Raw genomic sequence first — 15,479 nt, forward strand, 5'->3', positions numbered from 1 at the left:
TAATGAAAAATACTAAAAGATTCTGACCTTAAAACGATGCAATACTTTTGAATGAGTAAATTTTGCTATACTGCTATGAAAGAATAGTCCATATACTATTTAGGCAATCTTTTGCCATGTAAATAACGTATAATGGACGAGTTTCTCATTAGAATTATGCTTTAATTTGTGATTCTAAATCCAAACCAAGCAATTAAGTAGATACAAAAAGGACAGATATGCCTCTAAATTTTGAATCTCTCACACCAAAGGACTTTCTCACCTCTTTTGATAAAGACTATGCACAGACTAAAACATCAGGGCTAGAGGACTTTAAAGAAAAAGTAGCACAATATTTAGAATCTCTTGATGAAAATAAAGGGCAAAATGAACCCGCTATTGTGTCAAACGCCCTTGCTCTCTTTCTTAAAGAGTTAGGATTCCACGCTCAACCCTCTTATAAGCAGCAAGGCAGAAGTGAAATTGACTTGGCTTTGCTTAAAGATTCCCAAGTTGAAATCCTCATTGAAGCCAAGAAGCCAAATAATACAGCCGAAATGTTTAGCCCCAATAATCCAAATTGCAAAGCTTTGCACGAGTGTATTTTGTATTATTTTCGTGAGCGCGAGGGCAATGAGCAAGGCTTAGGGAGAAACATTAGCTTAAAATACATTATCATTACAGATTTTACGCGCTTTTTTGTCTTTAACGCACGAGAATTTGAAAGACATTTTTACAAAAATAAAGAAATTTTGAAGCTTTATAAAAGGCTAAATGAAAAAGGCACTCTCATCGACAACCAACAAGATTTTTACGCTGAATTACAAAAGATTTTAGAGCAGCAAATAAATGGGGGGGGGCAGAAGAGAGTTTAGTAGAAAACTCTGCGCTTAAATACACTTTCTTTGATTTACGCAATGACAAACATTTCAACCTCGCACACAAGCTTCTGCAGCGAGACTTTTTACACAATGAATTTCAAAGAGACGCCAACGCACTTAATCCTAGATTTTATAAAGAGCTGCTGCATATTTTAGGACTGAGAGAATATGAAAAAAATGGCAAAATCACGATTGAATGCGATAGCACACAAGATACAAGCTTTGCACATCATATTGCTTTAAAATTAGCATCTCACAACAAGCCAAGCGATTTTGAAGTGGTGATGAGCCATATTTTGCTGTGGCTTAATCGGATTTTGTTTCTCAAACTCATTGAAGCCAATCTCCTTGCCTTTAATGAATTTGACAAAGCCCTAAATTTCCTAAGTGGCGCAAAAATTAAGAGTTTCAAAGACTTAAGCCACCTTTTCTTTGAAGTTTTGGCAAAAGACTATGAAAGCCGCACAAACGATAGAGGCTTTAACTTCCTGCCCTACCTCAACTCCTCGCTGTTTATCAAAGATGAAAAGTTAGAGATTTTAGATATTGCCTTGCTTGATGATACTTTAGAAATTGAAGTGTTCCAATCCACGCAAAGCACACACAAAGCGGGGAGCAAATGTGCTTTTCTCGTCTATCTTTTTGATTTTTTAAATGCCTTTGACTTTGGCAAAAAGTCTGATTCTTGTCATCTTGAGGGTGAAGCCCGAAATATCTCTCTCCAAACTCCTAGCGAAGAATCTTACAACAATAAAGAGCTTATCCAATCTAGCGTCTTAGGCGCAGTCTTTGAAAAGCTCAATGGCTACAAGGAGGGCAGTTTCTACACGCCTAGCTTTATCACAAGCTATATGTGCAGGGAATCTTTATCAAAAATTGTAGTGGAGAAGTTTAATGCCTACAATCCCGCGTGGAATGCAAAAACATTAGAGGATATAGAAGAAGAAATCCACAGAGAAAAGCGCAAGAGAACAGAATCTAGCACACACATTAAAGACAAATACAAAAAGCTTTTACAAAGCATTAGAATCTGCGACCCAAGCGTGGGTAGCGGACATTTCCTTGTCTCCGCCCTAAGTGAAATGGTAAATATTTATTACAAACTTGGGCTTTTAGAGATTGATTGTGAGAGTTTGGAGATTAAAGATGATGAAATTTATCTCAAAATTGACAAAGAGAACTTTGCTTACAAAAGACCCCAAAGCGAACAAAACAAAAACCATCAAATCCAAAAATCCCTTTTTGAACTCAAAAAATCTATCATTGAAAATAACCTCTTTGGCGTGGATATTAATCCCAACTCGTGCAATATCGCGAGACTTCGCCTGTGGATAGAACTCCTCAAAAACGCTTATTATCTTAACTTCACAAAAGATAAAGATTCTAAAACCCACAAGCTCCAAACTTTGCCCAATATTGACATCAATATTAAGTGTGGGAATAGTTTAGTCTCCCGCTTTAACCTTAATGATTCTTTAAAAATCATTCCCAACATAAAAGAGCAAATCAAAAAATACAAACAACTTGTTTTTGACTACAAAAATGCCGACCAAAATGTGCTTAAAATTTCTAAAAAAGACATTGAATCACAAATTGAGATTATCAAGCAGACTTTCACTCTCACGCTTAAAGACCCTAAAACAAAAAGAGAGCTAGAAAAAGCAGTAGAATCTCATATCAAGCAATTTAATGATTATTTGCTTGATAATGCAAGTTTGCTAGAGGGTTTAGGCTCTTTACAATTTAATGTTTTTGGAACTCCTGCTTTAAGCGAGGAGGAGCAAGAGAGGGCTTTGCAATCTTATGGAAAAATCCAAGCCTTGCGTAAAAAGCTTGACTTAGCCCTAAGTGGTGCAGAATATAAAGACGCTTTTGAATGGCGGTTTGCATTTCCTGAAGTGCTAGATTCTAATGGAGATTTTCTAGGCTTTGATTTAGTGATTGGGAATCCGCCGTATGGTGTGGATTTAAGCAAAAATGAGCGCGAACTCTACAAAAAAACTTACAATACTTCACAGACAAATACCGCTGCACTTTTCATATTCCTAAGCGATAGAATCTTAGCTCCAAAAGGTATTAACACGCTCATTGTGCCAAAATCCCTTAATTATGTCGCTAAATGGGAGCAGTTAAGAGATTTTATTGCTCCTAGTATGTATTTGCTTGCAGATTGTGGCAAAGCGTGGGATTATGTGCTTTTAGAAATGGTGATTTTTGCTAGAACCAAAGGGCAAGAATACACAAGCTATGAAAATCTGCTTTTACAAGATAATGCAAACGCTCAAGATTCCAAAGCCAACATAAGCCAAAGTTTAACGATTGACAAATCCCTGATTAAACTCTTTGGGCTTTTTATCAATGGAATGAGTGAGGAGGAGTTGAATTTAGGAATAAAACTTAATCAAAATAATGAAAAATTAGAAAAATATTGTAAAAACATTAGAGGAGCATCTTCACAATCAAATCTCAAGGAAAATGGGACATACGCATATATCGGTGGAAAACAAATTAATCGCTTTCGAATTGTTGATATAAAGGGGTTTAGCGATACGATAGAGAGCGGAGGAGAAATTTTAGACAATGCACTTTTAGCACAAGACATTGTCGCACATATTACAAAACCAAAAAATCATATTAAGATTATTGCTTGTATTCCAAATAATAAAGATTTTTTAGTTTTGAATACCATTAATCAGCTTGTTTTTGGAAAATTAAACCTAAAATTAGCGTGGGCTATTATAAATTCTAAATTGATAAATTGGTATGTGTATAAATTTATTTTTTCAAATTCTATCCGCACAATGCACTTAAATTCTTATGCAACAGACAAAATCCCTATCCCAAAAATCACAAAGACAAACCAAAAAATCGCAAATAAAATCATTGCTTTAGTGGATAGGATTCTAACACTCAAGGCAGAGAATAAAGATTCCAATAGCCTAGAACTTGAAAATGAAATTGATAAATTGGTGTATAAATTGTATAATCTCACTGATGAGGAGATATACATTATAGAAAAATGAAAAGGCAAAAATGATAAACAAACCAAAGCTAACTATTGGAGAACAAGTAAATTATTTAGAAAATTTAGGAATTAAATTCAATATATTCCCAAAACAAAAAGCCATAGATTTTCTTACATATAATAATTACTTCTTTAAAATCAAATCTTATGCAAAAAATTATGAAAAATATAATGGAAAATATATAAACCTTGATTTTGCTTATTTGGTAGAATTTTCAACTTTAGATATGCACTTGAGGAGATTTATTCTTAATTTGAGCCTTGATGTTGAACATTTATTAAAAGTGTCTCTCAATGCTCATTTTTGTAAAAACAAAAGCGAAAATGGATATGATATTGTTAAAAAATTCCTTGCCGATAACGAAAATATAGGGAAACAAATTGGAGATAAAGCAAACAATATTTCTTTCATTAATCATCTTGCCCAAAAATACCAAAACAATTTTGCTTTATGGAATCTCGTAGAGATTTTAAGCTTTGGCGAGTTTTTGAAGTTTTATAAATTTTACTTTGATACTTATCCAAATAAAGAATGTCAATATTTTTACTCTTTGGCATATTGTGTGCGTATATTACGCAATGCTTCAGCTCATAACAACTGCATACTTAACACTATTCAACACCCTTACAACCCAAAGTTTAAGCCTAATAAAAATCTACAAGGTGAATTAGCAAAAAATAAACATATACCAACATCTACTAGGGAAAAACTTTGTTTCAATCCTGCTTTACACGATTTTATAGCCTTAATAATGCTTTTTAATAAACTTTGCATATCAAAAAATATGCAAAAAGCCAAGAGGAAAGAATTTGTATGCGTTTTAAGGCGTTTTAGAAAAAACAAAGATTATTTTACTAAAAATAATTTCATTATCTCGCAATATCTAGCATTTGAAAAAATAGGATTTCGTCTATTTTTTCAGCATTTTGTTAGCTAATGTATCTTACAATTATTTCGCTGAACAAAAATGCGAAAGCATTTAGCGGGGAGATAGGCTTAAGGTTTATCTCCCTTTTTTATTTCACTAACTTGCTTTTAAAAGAATCCGACCAACCATAAAATTTACAAAATCCTAACCTTTAAAACAAAAGATTCCACCTTTGACACAAGCAAACTAGAATCCCGCATTGATATATTAGTGTATCAACTCTATAATCTTACAGAAACAGAAATACGCATTATAGAATCTTAAAACTTCATTTGTGTATAATGTTAAGATTAATGCACAAGGAGAAAATATGACTTTAAGTGTAGAAAATAAGTAGCCAAAATAAAGAGCAAATCATTAGTGCTATTAAGCTCATCAAAGGTGTTAAAGGCATTAATGCAAATATTACAAAAAAAGTGTGTGAGACCAAAGCAGATCGCAAAGCGTGGAAAAAAGCCCGAAAAGAGTTAAAAAATAGCAAAGCTATAAGTTTAGAAGAGCTTGAAAGAAAGTATTTGCAATGCCTTACCAAGTTAAAACAAGTAAGGAGTTTAATAAATTTTTAGAGAAAATAGGGATTTAGCACCAAAAAGCTTTAGACAAATTGCACAAAATCCCTATCAAAACTTGCTTGATATTGCAAAATTAAAAGGAGAGAAAAATAAATATCGCCTAAAACTTGGCAAATACTGCTTTCTGTATGAAATTATTGAAGAGCAAATTCTTATCTATGCTTACAAGGCAAGTTCAAGAGGTGATATTTACAAATAAAAGAGATATTAAACGAGAATCCCAAATTGATAATAAAGAAATACAATGCGATCATAGAAAAAGACGAAATCTGTATCCTAATGGTATTCTTTTACTTAGTTATTAGATATTTGAAAAAATTACTTGATGAATTGGAGGCGATAGAATCACTTTATTTTTGGCTTGATAATGGTGGCAAGATTTTATTTACTAAACTTTGTTGTAAATTGTAAAGTTTTTGAGAAAGTTTCACTTTGAATTTCGTATCTGTTTCAAGCTTCAATAAACTTTTATCAAGTTTTGAGATTTGCTCTTTAGCATAGCAAGCTGTTTCCTGTAAAGTTTGTCTTCGAATTTGACGTTTTCTGTCTTTAAAAACAAGGTGTAAAAGCTCTTTTGCTGCCAAACCCTGAGGGAGATTTGGCATTTCTTCATTATAAATACAAAGCTCATCATAGAGAATTGTATTTGTAGTTGTATTATAAATTCTATATAATTTTTTAAAATGCGGGATTGTTGTTTTTTCCACATCCTCACTAATTTTAATCTTAGGTCTTATACAACCGTCCTTTTGCGCAGCAACAAGCTTATACACACAACCAAAAACAGGATCACTCTTTGCTGTAATAAGCCTTTCGCCCACTCCAAAAACATCAACAGGAGCATTTTTTGCAACTAAATTTTGTATTTGAAATTCATCTAAAGTATTTGAAGCTATGATTTTGCATTCCTTTAAACCGGAATCGTCTAAGATTTTGCGAATTGCTTGACTTAAAACAAGCAAATCACCAGAATCGATGCGCACGCTACCATCAGTAATACCAAAGCGGTGAAAAGCTTTTATTGCATTACTCAAACCTTTCTTATATTCATAAGTATCAATTAACAAACTTGGATTGTGTGGATAAAGCTCTAAAAAACGACAAAAAGCTTCAAATTCATTTTCAAACATCTGCACCCAAGAATGCGCCATAGTACCGCTAGTATTTGCTTGATATAATTTTCCTGCTAAGGTACAAGAAGTACCGCTACAACCACCTATTATTGCCGCTCTTGCTCCTTTAAGGGCAGCCTCACTCCCGTGAGCTCTACGAGAACCAAATTCAAGCACGGCTCTGCCTTGAGCACTTCTAACAAGACGATTTGCTTTTGTAGCTATAAGACTTTGGTGATTAAGACTAAGCAAGAAAAAACTTTCTAAAAGTTGAGCTTCTATGGCATTGGCTTTAATTATCATCAAAGGTTCATTTGGAAAAACTACCTCCCCTTCTTTTAAGGCATAAATCTCTCCATTGAAAGCAAATTCACTCAAATAGCACAAGAATTCTTCGCAGAAAAGTTTTTGAGAACGTAAATATTGAATATCACTCTGAGTAAAATGCAAATTTTCAACAAAATTTAAAACATCATCAAGTCCTGCAAAAAGAGCAAAACCATTTTTATCAGGAATTTTTCGAAAAAAAATATCAAAATAGCATACAGTGTCTTTCAAACCACTCAAAAAATAGCCCTGTGCCATTGTAAATTCATAAAAATCACAAAGCAAGGCTAATTCAAAAGGTTGTTTAGAAGTCATCAAAACTTATGCTGCCTTTAGAATAATTAGTTACTTTACTTTCAAAAAAATTACTTTTTTGATCGTTAAATTTAGAAAAATCATCTACCCATTTAATAGGATGTTTAGCATTATAGATTCTTTGAAGGTTTATAGCAACCAATCTTTGATCGACAAGATAGTGGATATACTCTTCAATCAAATCATCTGTAAAACCCATAATTTGATTTTGAGTGATGTATTTACCCCATTTAATCTCAAGCTCACCGGCTCTTTGAAACATTTCATAAATTTTGTCAATGTTTTCTTTATTAAAAAGCTTTGGTCTTTCTTTGATTACAGAATTTATCATATTTTGAAACAAAAGCAAATGTGTAATTTCATCTCTTTGAATAAAACGTATCATCTGAGCAGAACCAAGCATTTTTCCAGATCTTGCTAAAGCATAAATTGCTGTAAAACCACTGTAAAAATAGACCCCTTCTAAAATTTGATTGGCTATCATAGCTAAAAGGAGTTTATTTTCATCAACATCTCCAGCTAATTCTTGATAGATATTCGAAATAAATTCGTTTTTTTCACGCAAAATTTTATCGTGCTTCTCCATCTCATAAATTAAATCGGTATTCTCACATACTGCTTCAACCATAACAGCATAAGATTTGGAATGATTTGCTTCCTCATAGGCTTGTCTAGCCAAAACAGCATTAATTTCAGGTGCTGTTATATAAGGGTTGATGTTATCAGTAAGATTATTCGTTTGAAAGCTGTCCATAGAAATAAGCTGAGACCACACCAAATCATACATTCTTTTCTCACCAGAAGTAAGATTACAACGATAATCTAATGCATCTCTTGTAGTATCAACCTCCTTTGGAAACCAAGTATTTGATTCCATTAAATCCCAAAGTTTTAAAGCCCAAGTATATTTTGCTTTTGTAAAATTTAAAATTCCGTGCGGATTTCCTTCAAAAATTTTTCTCTCTGTCAAACTCTCATTAGAATTAGGATTATAAATCCTTTTCCTTTGCATCCCCCCCCCCTTTTTTTTTGTATATGTCAAATTTTAGAAACTATGCAACTTTGTGTTATTATATCGTGCAAACTCAAACTGTCTTTTCTTAAAAAACTTATAAAAAAACCAAGAAGCAATCCAAAACTTACCACAAAAAAAACATAACGCAACATTGCTCTTAAAAAACTGATTTTCTTTCCTGTCTTTAAGTCAATCAAATACAAATCATACGCTTTTAAACCTGGAGTTTGAGCTTTAAAAACAAAAAATAAAGCTTGAATAAATCCAAAGAGTACAGTACTCAAAGTGCTTATGAATTGATTGTTTAACAAGACTTCTTTACCAAGCCAAAAATAAAATAAATACAAAATCGGCATATAAATAAGAAAAACATCTATTAATAAAGCACGAAATCGTAACCATCTTGAGGCTATCTTCGCCTTAGTTTTCATTATGTATTGCCACGACTGCCCGGTTTTACTGGAAAAGAACCATTTTTACAAAGTGGGCATTTATCCTCATCATAAATTTCAAATTCGAAATTCCCCAAAGCAAAGAATGGCAACTTCTCTGGGAGTTTTGCACTGCGTTTCGAAGTTGTTTGTAAATTTGTAACGGCACAAAAACCCCGATTCGCTAAAGCTGCAAAACCAACAACTTGACCACCTAAATCCTCTATAATGTTTGCACTCTCGCAGGCACTTGTTCCCGTAGTAATAATATCTTCACAAATAAGAAATTTTTCACCTTTTGCAACCTCAAAACCTCTTCTTAAAGTCATTACACCATTTAATCTTTCAGTAAAAATAAAACGTTTGTTACTCGCTCTTGCAAGTTCATATCCTACCAATAATCCTCCTAAAGCTGGAGAGCAAATACTATCAAACTCAAGTCTAAAATCAGTAATTACTTTTGATAATTGCTCACAAAACTGTGCTGCAAATTGCGGATTTTCTAAAAGTTTAGCACTTTGCAAGTAAAATTGAGAGTGTTTTCCGGAGCTGAGCAAAAAATGACCTTCTAAAAGGGCTTTGCATTCTTTATAACTTTGTTCTAGATTCATCATTAGACTTTTAAAAGCTCAATCTCTTTACTTTTTACATTTTCATCGACTTTTGCAATATAAGAATCTGTGAGTTTTTGTATCTCATCATAAGCTTTTTTTGCTTCATCCTCTGATATAAGCTTCTCTTTTTCAAGCTTTTTTACCGAATCATTTGCGTCTTTACGTACGTTACGAATAGAAATTTTTGCTTTCTCCCCCATACCCTTAGCCTGTTTAACGTTTTCTTCTCTTTGCTCTTTTGTCATAGGAGGAAAAAAAAGCTTGACACTCTCTCCATCGTTATTGGGATTTACTCCTATATTTACTGCTGCAATGGCACTTTCTATACTTTTTAATAAAGTTTTCTCCCAAGGAGTAATAGAAAGAGTTGTTGCATCATTTGCGAGTATAGTTGCAACTTGATTTAGTGGGGTTGGTGCTCCATAATAATCAACGCTAATAGTATCGACAATACGAGTATTAACCTTGCCCGTTCTTAAAGTTAAAAAATCTTTTTTCAAAGCTTCTAAACTTTTCTCATTTTGTTTCTTTTGCTTGGTAAAAATATCATTGAGCATTCTTTTCCTTTGTGGTATTATTCTCATTTGGCACAGCAGGTGCGACTGGGGCATTTAGAGAATTCGACACTGTTGAAGGAATGCTTGGAATAGAAATATTGTTTTCGATTTTTTCAGCTAAAGAATTTCTACTTACACTATTATAAAGATACCCCAAAGCTATAGTATTCGCAATCAGTATTAAACCCATTATAAAAGTAAATTTAGCTAGAAATCCAGCAGGTCCTTTAGCACCAAAAAGACTCTCATTGCTTCCGCTATATGCGCCAAGACCTATACTTGAACTTTTTTGAAGTAAAACAGCTATACATATAACAACGACGATAATAAATTGAAAGACAGTTAAAAGTGTAATCATAACTTTCCTAAAAATTGTAAATGAATGAAGAATTGTAACGAAAGAAACTTGAAAAAATTTGAAATTTTGGAATCTTCACAAGAAAAATTTTTGTGAAGATTTACCAGATTAACGACTATTGAAAGACCTTAAAATATTTAACAAAGAAATAAAAAGATTGACAAAATCAAGATACAATGCTACAGCACCTTCAATAGGTGTTTCATAGTTTCCACGAATAATATTCTGTGTATCATAAAGAATATAAAAAGAGAAAAGCACTGCAGCTACAGCAGAAATTGTAAGATGAAGCAAACTACTTTGGAAAAAAAGATTAAGCAAAGAAGCAGCCACAACAATAAGTAAAACAATAAACAAAGCTTTACCCATTACAGTGAAATCTTTTTTTGTATTCATAGCAAAAACACTTAATCCTGCAAAAGCAACTGTTGTCAAAGCAAAGGCTTGAGCTACGATAACTCCACCTGCTGGTAAAACAAGTACAGAGATTAACAAAGGGGTGAGAGTTAGTCCTGAAACAAAAGTAAAAGCAAAAAGCAAAATAAGATTCAGCGGAGTCTCTTTTTTCTTCCACTGCAAAGCAAAAATAAGACCTATTTGAACAGCAAAAAGCAACCAAAAAGTTACTTGAGATTCTATAAAAAGACTTGCTAGAGCATAAATTCCAACATAAGCACCAACAGTTGCGGCTAACAATGAAGCTGCAAAAAGCTGGTATGTTTGTTTAATAAAAACACTCAATTCGCTTGAACGTGCATTATCAAACGACCTTGTTTTTGAATAATCCCTATCATAAAGACTCATAACTTTACTCCTTAAATATGTGGTTTTAATTTCTAGGTGGCTATTGTATCAAAAGAAATTTAACAAATCACAAAAAAACTTTGCATTCAAAATTTTATATTGGGAATTTCTGCTATAATAAAAGTTTTTCAAAAATCTAAAATAAGGTTTTTATTGCATTATGGAAAATATAATTAGCGGTGCAATTAAATTTATGCAACAAGATTTTCAAGAGCACAAAAAACTTTTTGAAAGTTTGAAAAATAAACAAAATCCACATACACTTTTTATAGGCTGTTCTGATTCAAGAGTTATCCCAAATTTAATCACCAATACAGGACCGGGCGAACTTTTCGTTGTACGTAATATCGCAAATATTATACCGCCTTACCGTGTTGGAGAAGATTATTTAGCGACCACCTCAGCCATTGAATATGCTATGAATTTTTTAAATGTGAAGAATATTATTGTTTGTGGGCACAGCAATTGCGGTGGTTGTAATATGCTTTATTATTCAGAAGAAAAGTTTGAGAATATTCCAAATGTTAAAAAATGGCTTACTTTACTTGAAAATGTTAAAAAGAACGTAACATTCTTTGCAAAAGAAGATTTAGCTATGCGCACTTGGCTTACAGAAAAACTCAATCTTGTCAATTCTTTTGACAACATACTTACTTATCCGGGTATAAAAGAAAACTTTGAAAAAGGTGAATTGAAAGTAAATGCTTGGTACTATATAATCGAAACAGGTGAAATTTATGAATACGATTATAAAACAAAAACCTTTGCGCTAATTCAAAAAAAGGAAAATGAATGAAAAAAATTTGTATCAGCCTCATTTTTTTAAGTCTCTGTACATTTGCACAAGGACTTGAATTTCTCGATATTAATGTGAGTGAAGAAAATGCAGGTGTTTATACTTTAGCAGAAGAATATGTCCAACTCAATCAGTATATTAAGGAATTTAAGAAAAATAATGATGAAAATTCTAGTACCTATAATACTTCTTTAAACGAATTTGAAAAGCGTAAAAAATCTATACTAATACAAATACCAAATATGATAGTTAAACAAACAATCGATACGAAAGCTAGAGAATTTTTTTTAAAAAAGAAACAGCAACTCCTGCAAATACAAAACAATAAAAATGAAAGTGCCTTTGTTTATGCAGATACTAAAGCAAAACTTGAATATTTTGATAAAGTAGAGAATTTTTACTCTTCTTTACTTAAACTTGAACAACTTTTTAATGAAGCAGCAAACAGCAAAAGCATTATTGAAACTACAGATAGAGCAATAGAAAACTTGCAAAGCTCTAAACTTGATATAAACGAATACAAAGCTAAAATTACTTCACTAGAAGAGCTTGAACATCTTCAAAATATAGAAGAAAAAATTGAAAATGCAACACAATCTTACACTCAAATTCTAAAATATTTACGTTTAAATGCGAATCTACTCGAAAGTAATTATCTCTTTTCTCTTTTAGAACTCCAAGTATGGATAGATCGCATTAATACCTTTGCGAATATAAATTTTGTCAATGTTGGCAAAGTTATTCTATCAATACTCGTACTCATCTTTTTCATCTCGCTGAAGCGAGCTTTCTCGAACATCATCTACTTCTTTCTTGTTCGTATTTTTTATGAAAATAAAGCTTTAGCAGATGACATAAAAATCACTTTTGTCGAAAGTATTAAAAAGCCTGTAATGTTCTTACTCACCTTTTATGCTCTTTCTTTATGTCTTACAATAGCGACATATCCAGCACCTTTAAATATTAATTTAAATAATTTTTTTCATATAATTTACGCTATTTTAATTACTTGGCTTGTCTTAAGAGTTACAGATAGTTATGGAGTGATTTTCATCTCTAAACTTGCTCAAAAAAGCGGAAAAAAAGAAGTGGTCAATCTCATAGTAAAAATACTTTATTTTGTCATTATTATTATAGCATCTTTATATATCCTTGCTAAACTCGGTTTTAATATTTCAGCGATTATTGCTTCTTTAGGAATAGGAGGCTTAGCTGTGGCTCTAGCCACAAAAGATATTATCGCTAATTTTTTTGCTTCCATTCTTCTTTTATTTGACAACAGCTTTAACCAAGGTGACTGTATAGAAGTTTCTGGAATTGAAGGTACAGTCGTAGAAACAGGACTAAGAAAAACAACCATTCGCACTTTCGATAATGCTTTAGTCTTTTTACCTAACTCAATTATTATGGGAGCAAATGTCAAAAATTGGAGTAGAAGACGTTTGGGTCGTCATATAAAAATGTTATTGGGAGTGAGTTATGATGCAACACCAGAAAAACTCCAAAATTGTATAAAAGATCTCAAAGAACTTTTACATACAAGTGATTTGGTAGCACAAGAAGATGATAATGCATTAAAATATAGCAATGAAACAACAAAATATCGAGAGAATTTAGTTTCTCTTGACGATTTAGAAGGCTATAAAAATGCTTGCTATGTGAATTTATGTGAATTTGCAGATAATAGTATCAATATAGAGCTTTATTTTTACATCAAGTCAATTTCTGCAGGCGATTTTAGAAACGCCAAAGAGATTTTAATGTTTGAGATAATGAAAATTATAGAAAAAAATGGTCTTAATTTTGCTTTTCCAAGTCGTAGTATTTATATAGAAAATATGCCTTCCTCTCCATATTTGCAAAACTTATAAAAGCGATAATACTAACACCTAATCGCTTTTTCATTAAAAGCAGATTGAAGATGAAAAGTATAATTAAATGTCTAAGAATATCTAAAGAACAACTAGACTAGGAGAATTAGCTAGAGATCTTACTACAAAAGAAATACAAAATAAACTCTATAAAACAAACACGCCATTAAGATTAAAGAGGATTAAAATGGAATATTGGAGTAATAGCAATTGGTTTTTGCATTATTACTTATACTGCGTATGTGGCGACACTAGAAATAAAATAATTCGTTTTTCTTAATCTTGCTTTATTGAAAAATGTAATAAATAAAAGACTCATTGACGTCAATAAATAATTCCTCTACCACTATTAATCCTCTTATATTGAATCAATTTTCTTATAGCAATTATGCTTGATGCTATTCTAATAAAATTCTCAACTTTTTATAAGAATTTAAAATGCGTGTCGTGTTCTTGCATTATATAATATCTAATTATTATCTTTGTCCTTATAGTCCAATTATTTTGAGCAAAAGGAATTATATCGTCAAGACAAAGAAATCATTTTACCCTAATTTCTATTTTTTACTTAATTCCGTTTTACACTTCAATATCTACCTTCTTTAAAGCAAGAAGTTCTTTTACATTTTTAGAATTTATAATCCTTTCGTCCTGAAAAGTTGCGTTAAGCAAAAAGTCAAATTGAGAATCTTCTTTAAGAAATTCCTTGAGTTTCTTAGAATTGTATTGAGTAGAATTTGAGTTTTGTTCCCAAAGTATAGAAAGTATATTCTCCATTTGTTGGTTTTTAAACTGTTGGATATTGTGATAGAAATCATTCTGTATGTAAGTCTTACTTATACTTTTTACTTCTATAGCTTTAAAAGGTTTTTTAGAGTCTTCATTTATTTGTGAGTCTTTGGTTTGAGAAAGTTCATTGTTTTGAGATTGTGAGGTGGGGTTTTGATGCAATATTTGTTGTTCTTGTTCAAGTTCTTTTTGTACAATCTCTCTCCATTTAGTCTCAAATTCCTCTTTAGCTTGAATATATTTTTCTTTAAATTCTTCAATATTTAAAGTTGAATTAAACAAATGATCAAATTCTTCTCCTGCAAATATTCCAAGTCCAAAAACTTTATTATCTTCAAAAAATTGTCTAAAACTTTTTACTTCTTTTTCACTCATAGATTTATCTCTGCCTGTAAATTTACCCCAAATAGTAATGTCTCCATTTTCAGCATAACCTGATAAGTGAGCGCCCCAAGGACTCTCTGTCCAGTTTCTTACATACTGTTTCATCTCAAGTTGTTTGTGCGAATATTCTTCATCTAAATTTTGTATATTATTATGCTTCTCTATATTTTCAGTTTCTTTTTTTGTTACAAAGAATTGATTTTGAATATTTCCGTGAGAATTAATAGTCATTGGTTCTACCTCCCTCTATTCAATTGATTTAAATAATATTCCATATCGTTTTTATAAGCATTGCGAAGCTCTTTAATAACCTTATTATAATTTAAAACATTACTCGAATGGATTTTATAATGAGATCCGAGTCGTTCATTAATAACAGCTACTCCGTAAGTAAAATAAACAAAACTGCCATAACGAGATGTTCCTACATTTCTTTTCACTGTATAACCAAGAAAATTATGATACGGATCGCTTCCTACAACGCTCATTACTTCTTGTAATCTTCTTTGACTTTCATAACTGTGTTTTTGAGTTTTTGGGTTCGAATAACAATTTGTAACATTTAAACCACAGATCCCACTATAAATTCTAAGTCCTTCTTCATTAAAATAATATTGGGTTCCATCTGTATGAGTGTATATTTTAAGTTCGCTTTCTTCATCAGGTACAGCATACGCAATCACTTCATCGCGAGTTAAAAATTTAAATCTCGCCACATAC

13 protein-coding genes and 1 pseudogene are annotated in these 15,479 nt (G+C 31.8%); 5 read left to right on the forward strand and 9 right to left on the reverse strand.

All coding sequences use genetic code 11. The features are described from left to right. Nucleotides 1-218 precede the first annotated feature (218 nt). From OQH62_RS05990 to OQH62_RS06000, 3 genes are all read left to right on the forward strand, one after another. Nucleotides 219-854, forward strand: a complete 636-nt coding sequence (locus tag OQH62_RS05990; RefSeq protein ID WP_266015189.1) for a hypothetical protein — start codon at nt 219-221, stop codon at nt 852-854. A 290-nt stretch (nt 855-1,144) separates the two neighbouring features. Continuing rightward, nucleotides 1,145-3,883: an Eco57I restriction-modification methylase domain-containing protein gene (locus tag OQH62_RS05995; protein WP_266015191.1), complete on the forward strand. Its 2,739-nt coding sequence runs from the start codon at nt 1,145-1,147 to the stop codon at nt 3,881-3,883. A gap of 10 nt (nt 3,884-3,893) precedes the next feature. Beyond that, nucleotides 3,894-4,823: an Abi family protein gene (locus OQH62_RS06000; protein ID WP_266015193.1), complete on the forward strand. Its 930-nt coding sequence runs from the start codon at nt 3,894-3,896 to the stop codon at nt 4,821-4,823. Between the two features lie 913 nt (nt 4,824-5,736). Here the strand turns inward: OQH62_RS06000 and OQH62_RS06005 are convergent. The 7 genes from OQH62_RS06005 to OQH62_RS06035 form a co-directional block, all read right to left on the reverse strand. Then, nucleotides 5,737-7,140, reverse strand: coding sequence for a nicotinate phosphoribosyltransferase (locus OQH62_RS06005; RefSeq protein ID WP_266015221.1), 1,404 nt, complete (start codon nt 7,138-7,140; stop codon nt 5,737-5,739). After that, complete coding sequence (locus tag OQH62_RS06010) at nt 7,130-8,152, reverse strand: ribonucleotide-diphosphate reductase subunit beta (RefSeq protein ID WP_266015224.1); 1,023 nt, start codon at nt 8,150-8,152, stop codon at nt 7,130-7,132. Before OQH62_RS06010 ends, OQH62_RS06005 begins: the two co-directional genes overlap by 11 nt. A gap of 26 nt (nt 8,153-8,178) precedes the next feature. Further along, nucleotides 8,179-8,586: an RDD family protein gene (locus OQH62_RS06015; RefSeq protein WP_266015227.1), complete on the reverse strand. Its 408-nt coding sequence runs from the start codon at nt 8,584-8,586 to the stop codon at nt 8,179-8,181. After that, complete coding sequence (pyrE, locus tag OQH62_RS06020; protein ID WP_266015230.1) at nt 8,586-9,197, reverse strand: orotate phosphoribosyltransferase; 612 nt, start codon at nt 9,195-9,197, stop codon at nt 8,586-8,588. Before pyrE ends, OQH62_RS06015 begins: the two co-directional genes overlap by 1 nt. A 2-nt stretch (nt 9,198-9,199) precedes the next feature. Next, nucleotides 9,200-9,757 carry a ribosome recycling factor gene (gene frr / locus OQH62_RS06025; RefSeq protein WP_266015233.1) on the reverse strand — a complete coding sequence of 186 codons (558 nt, stop codon included), beginning with the start codon at nt 9,755-9,757 and terminating at the stop codon, nt 9,200-9,202. Continuing rightward, nucleotides 9,747-10,115 (reverse strand): preprotein translocase subunit SecG, encoded by a 369-nt coding sequence (gene secG / locus OQH62_RS06030; protein WP_266015236.1) that lies wholly within the window; start codon nt 10,113-10,115, stop codon nt 9,747-9,749. The genes frr and secG overlap by 11 nt, the downstream gene beginning before the upstream one ends. A gap of 108 nt (nt 10,116-10,223) precedes the next feature. Further along, nucleotides 10,224-10,919, reverse strand: a complete 696-nt coding sequence (locus tag OQH62_RS06035) for a Bax inhibitor-1/YccA family protein (RefSeq protein ID WP_266015239.1) — start codon at nt 10,917-10,919, stop codon at nt 10,224-10,226. Between the two features lie 160 nt (nt 10,920-11,079). Here OQH62_RS06035 and OQH62_RS06040 point away from each other — a divergent pair, with 160 nt between their 5' ends. Together OQH62_RS06040 and OQH62_RS06045 are read left to right on the forward strand one after the other, a co-directional pair. After that, nucleotides 11,080-11,715, forward strand: a complete 636-nt coding sequence (locus OQH62_RS06040) for a carbonic anhydrase (RefSeq protein WP_266015242.1) — start codon at nt 11,080-11,082, stop codon at nt 11,713-11,715. After that, nucleotides 11,712-13,588, forward strand: a pseudogene (locus OQH62_RS06045) (mechanosensitive ion channel family protein); the annotation flags it as partial. The gene OQH62_RS06040 and the pseudogene OQH62_RS06045, both read left to right, overlap by 4 nt. A 577-nt stretch (nt 13,589-14,165) precedes the next feature. On the opposite strand, the gene OQH62_RS06050 reads toward OQH62_RS06045, so the two are convergent. Together OQH62_RS06050 and OQH62_RS06055 are read right to left on the reverse strand one after the other, a co-directional pair. Continuing rightward, entirely contained in the window at nt 14,166-14,990 is an 825-nt protein-coding gene (locus tag OQH62_RS06050; RefSeq protein WP_266015247.1) for a hypothetical protein, read from the reverse strand. Between the two features lie 5 nt (nt 14,991-14,995). Further along, on the reverse strand, nt 14,996-15,479 hold a 484-nt coding region (locus OQH62_RS06055; RefSeq protein ID WP_323053621.1), incomplete at its 5' end, for a hypothetical protein.

Source organism: Campylobacter sp. MIT 21-1684 (assembly GCF_026241315.1).
Lineage (GTDB): Bacteria > Campylobacterota > Campylobacteria > Campylobacterales > Campylobacteraceae > Campylobacter_D.